This window comes from Pseudothauera hydrothermalis, from assembly GCF_003345255.1.
Classification (GTDB): Bacteria; Pseudomonadota; Gammaproteobacteria; order Burkholderiales; family Rhodocyclaceae; genus Pseudothauera; species Pseudothauera hydrothermalis.
In genome coordinates, this window is record NZ_CP029331.1 from 2,168,694 (window position 1) to 2,180,532 (window position 11,839).

At 60.3% G+C, this 11,839-nt stretch carries 11 protein-coding genes and 1 rRNA gene; 9 read left to right on the forward strand and 3 right to left on the reverse strand.

Translation table 11 applies throughout. From position 1 onward, the window contains the following. Window positions 1–55 precede the first annotated feature (55 nt). Genes DIE29_RS10420 through ispH form a run of 5 tightly spaced genes read left to right on the forward strand, consistent with a single transcriptional unit; the run spans window position 56 to window position 5,727 of the window. Complete coding sequence (locus tag DIE29_RS10420) at window positions 56–1,006, forward strand: bifunctional riboflavin kinase/FAD synthetase (protein ID WP_114649843.1); 951 nt, start codon at window positions 56–58, stop codon at window positions 1,004–1,006. Window positions 1,007–1,018: 12 nt separating this feature from the next. Continuing rightward, window positions 1,019–3,820, forward strand: coding sequence for an isoleucine--tRNA ligase (gene ileS, locus DIE29_RS10425; RefSeq protein ID WP_114649844.1), 2,802 nt, complete (start codon window positions 1,019–1,021; stop codon window positions 3,818–3,820). After that, window positions 3,813–4,325: a signal peptidase II gene (gene lspA / locus DIE29_RS10430; protein ID WP_237269441.1), complete on the forward strand. Its 513-nt coding sequence runs from the start codon at window positions 3,813–3,815 to the stop codon at window positions 4,323–4,325. The genes ileS and lspA overlap by 8 nt, the downstream gene beginning before the upstream one ends. Then, window positions 4,322–4,750 (forward strand): FKBP-type peptidyl-prolyl cis-trans isomerase, encoded by a 429-nt coding sequence (locus DIE29_RS10435; protein WP_114649845.1) that lies wholly within the window; start codon window positions 4,322–4,324, stop codon window positions 4,748–4,750. Before lspA ends, DIE29_RS10435 begins: the two co-directional genes overlap by 4 nt. Window positions 4,751–4,788: 38 nt before the next feature. Continuing rightward, on the forward strand, window positions 4,789–5,727 hold the full coding sequence (ispH, locus tag DIE29_RS10440) for a 4-hydroxy-3-methylbut-2-enyl diphosphate reductase (protein WP_108079748.1): 939 nt from the start codon (window positions 4,789–4,791) through the stop codon (window positions 5,725–5,727). Window positions 5,728–5,795: 68 nt separating this feature from the next. On the opposite strand, the gene DIE29_RS10445 is transcribed toward ispH, so the two are convergent. After that, window positions 5,796–6,896: an aromatic ring-hydroxylating oxygenase subunit alpha gene (locus tag DIE29_RS10445; RefSeq protein WP_108079747.1), complete on the reverse strand. Its 1,101-nt coding sequence runs from the start codon at window positions 6,894–6,896 to the stop codon at window positions 5,796–5,798. A gap of 119 nt (window positions 6,897–7,015) precedes the next feature. On the opposite strand from DIE29_RS10445, the gene DIE29_RS10450 reads away from it, so the two are divergent. From DIE29_RS10450 to folE2, 4 genes are all read left to right on the forward strand, one after another. After that, window positions 7,016–7,255 (forward strand): exodeoxyribonuclease VII small subunit, encoded by a 240-nt coding sequence (locus DIE29_RS10450; protein WP_108079746.1) that lies wholly within the window; start codon window positions 7,016–7,018, stop codon window positions 7,253–7,255. Next, on the forward strand, window positions 7,252–8,151 hold the full coding sequence (locus DIE29_RS10455; RefSeq protein ID WP_108079745.1) for a polyprenyl synthetase family protein: 900 nt from the start codon (window positions 7,252–7,254) through the stop codon (window positions 8,149–8,151). Before DIE29_RS10450 ends, DIE29_RS10455 begins: the two co-directional genes overlap by 4 nt. Before the next feature lie 21 nt (window positions 8,152–8,172). Continuing rightward, on the forward strand, window positions 8,173–10,035 hold the full coding sequence (gene dxs / locus DIE29_RS10460; RefSeq protein ID WP_114649846.1) for a 1-deoxy-D-xylulose-5-phosphate synthase: 1,863 nt from the start codon (window positions 8,173–8,175) through the stop codon (window positions 10,033–10,035). 63 nt (window positions 10,036–10,098) lie between these two features. Beyond that, a complete protein-coding gene (gene folE2 / locus DIE29_RS10465; RefSeq protein ID WP_114649847.1) occupies window positions 10,099–10,908 on the forward strand; it encodes a GTP cyclohydrolase FolE2 in 810 nt (269 codons plus the stop codon). A gap of 71 nt (window positions 10,909–10,979) precedes the next feature. On the opposite strand, the gene DIE29_RS10470 is transcribed toward folE2, so the two are convergent. Both DIE29_RS10470 and rrf read right to left on the reverse strand, forming a co-directional pair. Then, window positions 10,980–11,429, reverse strand: coding sequence for a MaoC family dehydratase (locus DIE29_RS10470; protein ID WP_108079742.1), 450 nt, complete (start codon window positions 11,427–11,429; stop codon window positions 10,980–10,982). 241 nt (window positions 11,430–11,670) lie between these two features. Further along, window positions 11,671–11,784 (reverse strand): 5S ribosomal RNA (gene rrf, locus DIE29_RS10475). Window positions 11,785–11,839: the final 55 nt, after the last annotated feature.

Sequence of the window (11,839 nt, forward strand, 5' to 3'; positions counted from 1 at the left end):
ATTCGCCGCCGCCTTGCCTTTGCCGCTATAATTGCGGCTTTTTTATCAGGCCCTTATGCAGGTTGTTCGCGGAATCGCGCCCCTGTCATCGCAGGCTTCGGTACTGACCATCGGTAATTTCGATGGCGTGCATCTGGGTCACCAGGCGCTGCTTAAGCTACTCACGGCCAAGGCCCGCCCGCTCGGCCTGCCGGCGGTCGTGCTCAGCTTCGAGCCGCATCCGCGGGAGTTTTTTTCGCCTGCCGATGCCCCCGCACGGCTGTCTACGCTGCGCGAAAAGCTGTTGCTGTTGGCTGCCGCCGGGGTCGACCGCGTCCATATCTGCCGCTTCGATGCCCGCTTCGCCGCGCTGTCTGCGCAAGCGTTCATCGATGACATTCTGATCGCCGGTCTGGGCGTGCGTCATCTTTTCATCGGTGACGATTTTCACTTTGGCGCGCGCCGTCAGGGCAACTTTGCCATGCTGGCCGAGGCGGGCATGCGTCACGGCTTTGGTGTCGAAGCCATGCCCACGTTGAGCGTTGCAGGCGAACGGGTGTCCAGTTCTGCGGTACGCACCGCGCTGGCCGAGGGCGACATGCGTCATGCCGAGCGCCTGCTGGGCCGCCCCTACAGCATTGCCGGGCGGGTGGTCCACGGCGAAAAACTGGGGCGCAGCCTGGGTTACCCGACCGCCAACATTCAGTTGAAGCACCGCAAGCCGGCCTTGTCCGGAGTGTTTGCCGTCAGCGTGGAAGGCTTGGCCGATCATCCCATCGCCGGTGCTGCCAGCGTGGGCGTGCGCCCCACGGTGACGGCGGCGGGCCACCCGACTCTGGAAGTCCATCTCCTCGACTGGCGACGAGATTGCTACGGCGCCCACCTGCGGGTGCATTTCCTGCATAAACTGCGCGATCAGGCGCGTTTTGCGTCGCTCGAAGCGCTCAAGGCGCAAATCGGCCGCGATGCCCAGGCTGCACGCGCTTGGTTTGCCGATCATCCGAACTCCACCGCTCCCCAAGGCTGAAAGAAAACCGCCATGGCTGACTATCGCAAAACTCTGAATCTCCCCGACACGCCCTTCCCGATGCGCGGCGATCTCGCCAAACGGGAGCCGGCCTGGATTGCCCAATGGCAGAAGAAAAAGCTCTACCAAAAAATCCGCCAGGTGTCGGCCGGCCGCCCCAAATTCATCCTGCACGACGGCCCGCCTTACGCCAACGGCAGCATCCACATCGGCCACGCGCTGAACAAGATTCTCAAAGACATCATCGTGCGCTCTCGCACGCTGGCTGGCTTCGACGCGCCCTATGTGCCAGGCTGGGACTGCCACGGCCTGCCCATTGAACACAAGGTTGAAGTCACGCATGGCAAGCACCTGCCGGCCGACCGGGTGCGCGAGCTATGTCGCGCCTACGCCGCCGAACAGATCGAGGGGCAAAAGGCCGATTTCATTCGCCTGGGGGTACTCGGTGATTGGGACCAGCCCTACCAAACCATGGCTTTTGCCAATGAGGCCGGGGAGATCCGCGCGCTGGCCGAGATGGTCAAGGCCGGTTACGTGTTCAAGGGTCTAAAACCGGTCAACTGGTGCTTCGATTGCCGCTCCGCCTTGGCCGAGGCCGAGGTCGAGTACGCCGACAAACAGTCGCCGGCCATCGATGTGGGGTTCCCCTGCGACGAGCCCGAACGCCTGGCCGACATTTTCGGCATCGGTACCCTCGCCCGTCCGGTACTGGCCGTCATCTGGACCACCACACCGTGGACCATCCCCGCCAACCAGGCGCTCAATGTACACCCGGAATTCGACTACGCGCTGGTCGACTCCGGTGAGCGCTATCTGCTGCTCGCCCACGATTTGGTGGGCGCCTGCCTGAAGCGCTACGGTCTGGCTGGGCGCATCGTCGCCTCGGTCAAGGGGGCGGCGCTGGATCGGGTACGGTTCCGCCACCCGTTCTATGCGCGCATGTCGCCGGTTTTCCTGGGTGATTATGTCACTCTGGAGGCCGGTACCGGCATCGTGCATAGCGCACCCGCCTATGGTTTGGATGACTTCCAGTCCTGCCTGACCAACGGTATGTCGATGGCAGAGATCCTCACCCCAGTCACCGACGACGGTCACTTTGCGGCCGATCTACCCTTTTTCGGCGGCATGAACATCTGGCAGGCTGCCCCGGCAATTCTCGCCAAACTGCGCGAAGTCGGCTGTCTGCTCGCCGATGCAAAAATCACTCACAGCTACATGCATTGCTGGCGCCATAAATCGCCACTGATTTACCGCGCCACCGCACAATGGTTCGTCGGCATGGACAGGCGGGCTGCAGACGGCTCCACACTGCGCGAACGCGCACTGCGCGGCGTGGAAACCACGCGTTTTTATCCCGCCTGGGGTCAGGCCCGTTTGCACGCGATGATCGCAAACCGCCCGGATTGGTGCATCTCCCGACAGCGCAACTGGGGGGTGCCGATTCCATTCTTTGTGCACAAGGAAAGCGGCGAGCTGCACCCGCGCACCGTCGAACTGATGGAAGAGGTCGCCAAACGGGTCGAGCAGGAAGGCATCGAAGCGTGGTTCAAACTCGATGCCGCCGAGCTGCTGGGGGCCGATGCCGCCCAGTACGACAAAGTCACCGATACGCTGGATGTATGGTTCGACTCCGGCACCACCCACTGGCATGTACTGCGCGGCTCGCACCCGGACGGCCATGCGGAAGGCCCACGCGCCGACCTCTACCTGGAAGGCTCCGACCAGCACCGCGGCTGGTTCCACTCCTCGCTGCTCACCGGCTGTGCAATCGACGGTCATCCGCCCTACAAAGCCCTGCTGACCCACGGCTTTGCGGTGGACGGCGCCGGACGCAAAATGAGCAAGTCGCTCGGCAACGTCGTGGTGCCTCAGGAAGTCACCAGCAAACTGGGGGCCGAGATTCTGCGTCTGTGGGTCGCTTCCACCGATTATTCCGGCGAGCTGTCGATCAGCAAGGAGATCCTCGACCGAGTGGTCGAGGTCTATCGCCGCATCCGCAATACCTTACGCTTTCTGCTCGCCAACACCGCCGACTTCCATATCGACCGGGATGCCTTGCCACTCGACCAATGGCTGGACATCGACCGCTACGCGCTGGCCTTCACCCGCAAGCTGGCCGATCAGTGCGAGGCCGACTATGAGAGGTTTGAATTCCACCGCGTGGTGCAGGCCCTGCAGGTGTTTTGCGCCGAGGATCTCGGCGGCTTCTATCTCGACATTCTCAAAGATCGCTTATACACCACTCAAGCCACTTCGGTTGCGCGCCGCTCGGCGCAAACCGCGCTGTGGCACATCACCCAAACCTTGGTGCGGCTGATGGCCCCAGTGCTCTCTTTCACCGCAGAGGAAGCCTGGGCGGTGATGAACGGCGGTAACGAAGAGGACAGCGTGATGCTGCACACCTTCCACGCCCTGCCCGAACAAGGCGGCGAAGCTGGCCTAATTGCGCGCTGGGAGACCATCCGCGCCGTTCGCGCCGAAGCGCTCAAGGTCATCGAAGCGCTGCGTAGCGAAGGTAAAGTGGGCGCTTCGCTGCAAGCAGAACTCGATATGCGGGTGCACGAGGACGCCTATCAAGCGCTGGCCTCACTGGGCGATGACCTCAAGTTCGTCATGATGACCTCGCGTGTCAGCCTCGCGCAGGCCGCCGAAAAAGACGCCCCGCAAATCGTCGCCACCCCCAGCCCGCACACCAAGTGCGAACGTTGCTGGCATTACGCCGCCGATGTCGGCACCCACCCGGAGCATCCCACGCTATGCGGGCGTTGCATCGGCAATTTGTTCGGCGCAGGCGAGCAACGTCGCCATGCCTGAGCCCCGTCTTTTCTCGGCCCGCATGGCCGGCTGGTTGTCGCTGGCGGCGGCGGTGGCGCTGCTTGATCAACTCACCAAGCAGGCCGTGCTGGCCAGCCTGCGCTACGGCGAAGCGATTCCGGTCACACCTTTCTTCGACATCGTCCTGGTCTATAACCCGGGCGCAGCCTTCAGCCTACTGGCCACCCAGTCCGGCTGGCAGCGTTGGCTGTTCACCGCGCTGGCGGCGGTAATCTGTACATGGCTGACCGTGCTGTTGTGCCGCCATCAGTATGAACGACTGCTACCGGCGGCTTTCGTGCTGATCATCGGCGGCGCGGTCGGCAATGTGGTCGACCGCCTGATTCATGGTGCGGTGGTGGACTTTCTTCACTTTTATGTCGGCCGTTTCAGTTGGCCGGCTTTCAACCTCGCCGACTCGGCCATCACCATCGGTGTGGCCCTGATGCTGTGGTCCAGCTTCCGACCACACTCCAACGACCCCGCCAAGGAGAACCACGCGTGACCCAAACCGTCCAAGCCACCAGCCTAGTCACCCTGCATTACCGCATTGCGCTGGAAAATGGCCAGCCGCTGATCAATACCTTCAGCGGCACCCCGGCCACGCTGCAGCTTGGAGCTGGCGAACTGCTGCCGTCGCTGGAGACACTGATCGTCGGCTTACAGGTGGGCGAGCGCAAAACCTTCGAGTTGACCGCGGAACAAGCCTTTGGCCCATATCGCGCGGACCTGGTCGAGCGGGTGCGCCGCGAACACATGCCGGATGAGGACATCGAGCCGATGAGCATCATGGAATTCACCGCCCCGGACGGCTCACGATATCCCGGACTGGTGCGCGAAATCGACGCACAGTCCGCGCTGATCGATTTCAACCATCCGCTGGCCGGCAAACCCATTCGCTTTGAAGTGGAAATCATCGGCATTCTGTAAACGGCGCCCCCACAGAGAGCCACAGAGAGCAAAAGATTATGAATGACAAGGAAGTGCTGCTTGCCAACCCACGCGGTTTTTGCGCTGGCGTAGAGCGCGCCATCGACATCGTCGAACGCGCGCTGGCGCGCTTCGGCGCGCCGATCTTTGTTCGCCACGAAGTGGTGCACAACAAGTTCGTGGTGGACGACTTGCGTGCCAAGGGCGCGGTATTCGTGGAGGAACTGGACGAAGTGCCCACCGGCAGTACGGTGATTTTCAGCGCCCACGGCGTGTCGCTGGCGGTGCGCGCCGAAGCCGAGCGCCGCGGCCTGCGCATCTTCGACGCCACCTGCCCGCTGGTCACCAAAGTACACATCGAGGTTGCCCGCATGCGCGAAGCCGGCCGTGAAATCATCATGATCGGCCACAAGGGTCACCCGGAGGTAGAAGGCACCATGGGGCAAGTGGGCGACGGCATTCATCTTGTGGAGTCCGTTGCCGACGTCGCCACCTTGCAGGTCGCCAACCCCAATCAGCTCGCCTACGTGACCCAGACCACCCTGTCGATGGATGATGCCGCGGCCATCGTCGCCGCTCTACGGGAGCGCTTTCCGGCCATCGTTGGACCGAAGAAAGACGACATCTGCTATGCCACGCAGAACCGCCAAGATGCAGTCAAGATCATGGTGCCGCAAGCCGACCTGATCATCGTGGTGGGCTCTCAAAACAGCTCCAACTCCAACCGCCTGCGCGAAGTGGCCGAGCTGCGTGGCGTGCCGGCCTACCTGGTCGACAACGCCGACGGCATCGACCCCGCCTGGCTGGCCGGCAAGCGGCGTATCGGTGTGACTGCGGGCGCCTCGGCACCGGAAGTACTGGTCATGGCGGTGATCGAGCGGCTCAAGCAACTCGGAGCCGGCTCGGTGCGCCAACTCGAGGGCGTCCCCGAAAAAGTCACTTTCCCGTTGCCGAAAGAACTACAGCAAAGCGGCTGAAGGTCACGGCAGCAAACAGCAAAAAGGCCGGACGTTGCCCGGCCTTTTTGCTTGTGCGAAGCGCTGTATCAGAGATGCGGCTCGATGATTCTGCGGTAGAACTCGTGAAAATGCTGCATGCCGTCTTCAAACGGTGATTGATAGGGCCCGACCTCGTTACGCCCCTCCTTGAGCAGCGCCAAGCGCCCGCGGTCCATGCGCTCACCGATGTCGTCGTCTTCGATGGCGGTCTCCATATAGGCAGCCTGCTCGGCCTCGACGAACTCGCGCTCGAACTCGACGATCTCCTCCGGGTAGTAGAACTCCACCACATTGGTCGTCTTGTTGATATCGGTCGGAATCAGGGTACTGACGACCAGCACATGCGGATACCATTCCACCATGATATTGGGGTAATAAGTCAGCCACACCGCCCCCTGTGCCGGTTTCTTGTCGCCGTAGTAATCGAGCACGGCCTTGTGCCACTTCTCATACACCGGCGAACCTGCCTTGCGTAGCGATGTAATGCCCACCCGCTGCACCGAATACCACTCGCCAAACTGCCAGGTGAGATCGTCACAGGTGACAAAGTTACCCAGCCCCGGGTGATAGGGCACTACATGGTAGTCTTCCAGATAGACCTCGATAAAGGTCTTCCAGTTGTAGTTGCACTGGTGAAGCTCGACGCGATCGAGCTTGTAGCCGGAAAAATCAAACTCGCCCGCCACTTGCATCCCTGCAAGATCCGCATTGGCCGAACGCGGCCCCTTGAACAGCAGCCCGTTCCAGCTCTCCAGCTCATCGCGCTTGAGATTCAGGCATGGATTTTGCGAAAAATGCGGCGCACCCAGCAAAGTGCCTTGCTGGTCATAGGTCCAACGGTGGATGGGGCAGACGATGTTGTCAGTTTTGCCTACGCCCTGCAGCATGATCGCCTGCCGATGACGGCAGATGTTGGACAACTGATGCACACCCGAGCTGGTACGCAACAGCAACTTCGAATGATCCAGCCACTCGAGCGAACGGTAGCTGCCGACTTCCGGTACCATCAGCTCATGGCCGACGTACCCCGGACCGGCATCGAAGAGGAGCTTTTTCTCCAGTTCGAAGATCTTTTCGTCGAAGTACCACGAAACCGGAAGTTGCGAAACAGCCGGCGCGAGTCGAGCCTTGGAAGCAATGTCGGACATCCCCGAACCTCCTCTTCTGAGCCAGAAATCCGGAAAATAAACGGGGTAGTTTAAGCCAAAAGTCGTTTGACCGCCAAGAGTGCGATCGGTTATTTTCTCTTTTTTAACAGGACGGTACCATGGCTCGGACCGCATCCGCCCCTGAGAATTTCGAATCCGCCATCTCCGAACTCGAGCGCATTGTGCGCGAAATGGAAAGCGGGGAGCTTTCTTTGGAACACGCCCTGGAGCGTTATCAAAGAGGTGTTGGCTTACTGAAATTCTGTCAAAAAACGCTTTCCCGCGCGCAAGAGCGCATCCGCATCCTGGAGGCGGACACCTTACAACCCTTGCCTTCGGTCGGCGAAAGCAGCTCATGAGCATCCGAGACGACTTTTCGCGCTGGATGGCTTCGGTACAGCAACGCACCGAAGCGGCACTAGACAGCTTCCTGCCGCCCGCATCCCAGGCCCCGACCCGCCTGCATGAAGCCATGCGCTACGCAGTACTGGGCGGAGGGAAAAGGGTTCGCCCCTTACTCGTGCATGCGGCAGGCCGACTGGCCGACGCACCCGTCGACCGGCTCGACCGTATCGCCTCTGCAATCGAAATGATCCATGTCTATTCCTTGGTGCATGACGACATGCCTTGCATGGATGATGACGTTTTGCGCCGTGGCAAGCCCACCGTTCATGTCGAATACGATCAGGCCACCGCGCTGTTGGTCGGTGACGCCCTGCAAACGCGTGCGTTTGAACTGATGGCCGAGGCGCAGATTGCCGAATCGCCCTCCGCACAGCTCGACATGATTGCCCTCCTTGCTGCGGCAACCGGCTCGCATGGCATGGCAGGGGGACAAGCCATCGACTTGGCGGCGGTCGGCTGCGCGCTCGATCGCGCCGAACTGGAGTTCATGCACATTCGTAAGACCGGCGCGCTGATTCGCGCCTCCGTGCTGCTTGGCGCGCGGGCGGGTCGGCCGCTCGCCGACGCCGATCATGAACGCCTGGATCACTACAGCAAGCGGATTGGCCTGCTGTTCCAGGTGGTAGACGACATCCTCGACGCACAAGCCGACACCGCCACTTTGGGTAAGACCGCCGGCAAAGATGCCGAACAGGGCAAACCCACCTACGCAAGCCTGCTCGGCTTGAGTGACGCCCGGGCTTACGCCGAGGAACTTTTCGCCGACGCTCAGTCCACCCTGCTACCGTTGGGTGAGCGCGGCGCATTCCTGCAAGCGCTTGCCGGATTCATCGTCCAACGGTCGTTCTAAAACCAACGCATCCACCCCCACATGTCTGCCTACCCGCTCCTGGAACGCATCGGCAGCCCCGCCGACTTACGCGCTTTGGACCGCCGCGAGCTGCGCCCGCTTGCCGACGAGCTGCGTGCCTTCTTGATCGAATCAGTGTCCAAGACGGGCGGGCATCTGTCGTCCAATCTGGGCACCGTCGAGCTCACCATCGCGCTGCACTACGTCTTCCAAACGCCGGAAGATCGTATCGTATGGGATGTGGGTCATCAGACGTACGGACACAAAGTCCTCACCGGCCGCCGCGAGGCCATGGCCAGTCTGCGGCGATGGGGCGGAATTTCCGGTTTTCCACGACGTTGCGAAAGCGAATACGACACCTTTGGCACTGCCCACTCATCGACTTCGATTTCCGCTGCGCTCGGCATGGCCGTAGCAGCCCGCAACCTGGGCGCAGACCGACGCGCAATCGCCGTGATCGGTGACGGTGCAATGAGCGCCGGCATGGCCTTTGAAGCGCTCAACAACGCCGGCGACATGAGCGACGTGAACTTACTGGTGATTCTCAACGACAACGAGATGTCCATCTCCCCCCCTGTCGGCGCGCTCACCAAGATCCTCGCTAGGCTGATGTCCGGTTCCACATTCAACGCTGCCCGTCGCGCCGGCGAAAAAGTACTCGGCGTGGCACCACCAATGCTCGATTTTGCGCGCCGAGTCGAAGAGCACGTCAAAGGGCTGATCACGCCCGGCACCCTGTTCGAGGAATTCGGCTTTCACTACTACGGGCCAATCGACGGCCACGATCTCGACGCGCTGATCCCCACGCTGCAAAACCTGCGCCGCCTGAAGGGACCGCAGTTTCTTCATGTCATCACGCGCAAGGGGCACGGCTACAAACTCGCCGAAGCCGACCCAGTCCTCTATCACGGCGTTTCCCAGTTCGACCACACAGCAGGGATCCAGTGTGACAAGTCGGCCAGCAAACTAACCTACACCCAAGTGTTCGGTGACTGGTTGTGCGACATCGCCGCCGTCGACTCCCGTGTCATTGGCATCACCCCGGCGATGCGGGAAGGCTCCGGTCTGGTGCGCTTCGCCCAGGAGTTTCCGGATCGCTACTACGACGTCGGCATCGCTGAGCAGCACGCGCTCACCTTCGCTGCCGGACTGGCCTGTGAAGGTTACAAGCCGGTCGTCGCCATCTATTCCACCTTTTTGCAGCGCGCGTATGACCAACTGGTGCATGACATCGCACTGCAAAACCTTCCGGTGGTACTGGCCATTGACCGCGGCGGCCTGGTCGGCGCCGACGGCGCCACCCACCACGGCGCATTCGACCTGTCGTATCTGGGCTGTATCCCGAACATGGTGATCATGACGCCGGCCGACGAAAACGAATGCCGGCAAATGCTCTACACCGCAATCTGTCATGACGGACCGACCGCAGTGCGCTATCCGCGCGGTAGCGGACCAGGTATCCCTCCCAACAAAACGATGACCGCTCTACCCATCGGCAAAGGCGACATCCGTCGGCGCGGACACCGCATCGCGCTGCTTGCCTTCGGCAGTATGGTCACCGTAGCGGAACTGGTTGCACAACGATTGGACGCAACCTGCGCAAACATGCGCTTCGTCAAACCGCTGGACGTGGGCTTGATTGCCGAACTGGCGGCCTCGCATGAATTGTTGGTCACACTGGAGGAGAACGCCGTAATCGGCGGGGTAGGCAGCGAGGTGTCTCGAGTGCTCGACACTCTCGCCCAACGTCCGCGCCTGCTACGGTTGGGCCTGCCGGACCAGTTCATCGATCATGGCGATCAGGCCCAATTGTTGCGTTCGATCGGCTTGGATGTCGACGGCGTGCTTGCCGCAATTGGACGCGTCTATCCGCTCAATAGTTGAGCGTTTTTGTCGGGAATGCTAGGATTCCCCAGCTTCCCGCCCGTATTTTGCAGAGAACAGCTTATGAAACCCGTCGAGGCGCACGCCATTCCCGATGTTCAAAACAGCGCCGACACCCGCCGGATCGCGATCAACAAAGTTGGCATCAAATCCATCCGCCATCCGGTGCGTGTCAGCGACAAAAACGGTGGCGTACAACACACCGTCGCCCTGTTCAATATGTATGTAGGTCTGCCGCACAACTTCAAGGGCACCCATATGTCTCGCTTCGTCGAAATCCTCAACGGCAACGAGCGCGAAATCTCGGTCGAGTCCTTCGAGCCGATGCTGCGCGAGATGGTCAAACGCCTGGAAGCCGAGACCGGTCATATCGAGATGACCTTCCCCTACTTCATCAACAAATCCGCCCCGGTGTCCGGCGTACAAAGCCTGATGGATTACGAAGTCACGTTTACCGGCGAAATTCGCGAAGGCGGTCAGTACGAATTCACGATGCGTGTGGTGGTACCGGTGACCAGCCTGTGTCCGTGTTCAAAGAAAATCTCGGACTATGGCGCGCACAATCAGCGCTCCCACGTAACCGTTACCGCCACCACGAACGCTCATCTGTGGATCGAGGAATTGGTGCAACTGGTTGAGAGCCAGGCGTCCTGCGAGCTATATGGCTTACTCAAGCGCCCTGACGAAAAATTCGTCACTGAACGCGCTTATGACAACCCTAAGTTCGTCGAAGATATGGTGCGCGATGTTGCTGGTTTACTCAGCGCCGAGCCGCGAATCGATGCCTATATTGTCGAATCCGAAAACTTTGAATCCATCCACAACCACTCGGCCTATGCGCTGATCGAACGCGACAAGCGTCAGCACTGCTGATCTAAAAGGCTTTTAAAAATCCAAAAAGGGTAGGCGCGATCGATGCCTACCCTTTTCCTAGCGCGCTCGCTTCAACCCCTCGGTGGAATGAAAATCTCGGCTTGACCGTCCAAAACCACTTTACCTCCAACCGTGCACACGGTATCGAACAGCGCGCGTCGCTTTTCGGCGTTCAACTCTTTTACCGTAACGCGCGCAACAACTGTGTCCCCGATCTTGACCGGCGCTTTAAACTTGAGCGACTGCGACAGATAAATGCACCCGGCGCCGGGCAACTTAGTGCCGAACACGGTGGAAATAAATGCAGCCGAAAGCATGCCGTGTGCAATCCTGCCGCCAAACATGGTGGACGCCGCAAACTCCTGGTCCAAATGCACCGGATTGGTATCGCCCGAAACACCGGCAAACATCAGAATATCGGCCTCAGTCACCGTACGTCCGTATTCCGCGCTCATGCCTATCCGCAAGTCTTCGAAATCATAGCCGTATAGCTCGCCAAACTCACGTGCAACACTCATCATGCATTTCCCCAATATCGTTGTACCAAACCGTCGCGCACTGCAACGGCACGCCCAAATAACGCAGGCGCAGACCGAGCATACCCGATACAGATGAAGCGTGTCGTGCGCAACGCGCCCCTTCGTCCCGATTGGTGTGTTTTTGTTGTTTTGTGTGGGAGTGTTTGGGTGGTGATTGTGAGGTGATGTAGACGGTCAAACGCCGCTGGATTGTTGAGATCGAGCGGCGTTTGTTTGTGGGTTAGTCTGACGATGACCTACTTTCGCGAGGGTGTTCCTCACTATCATTGGCGCGTTCTCGTTTCACGGTCCTGTTCGGGATGGGAAGGGGTGGTGCCGAGAAGCTATGGTCGTCAGACTGTGACGGGGTAACAAAGTGGATGGTAGCAGTGTGTTTGGGAGGTGATTGTGTT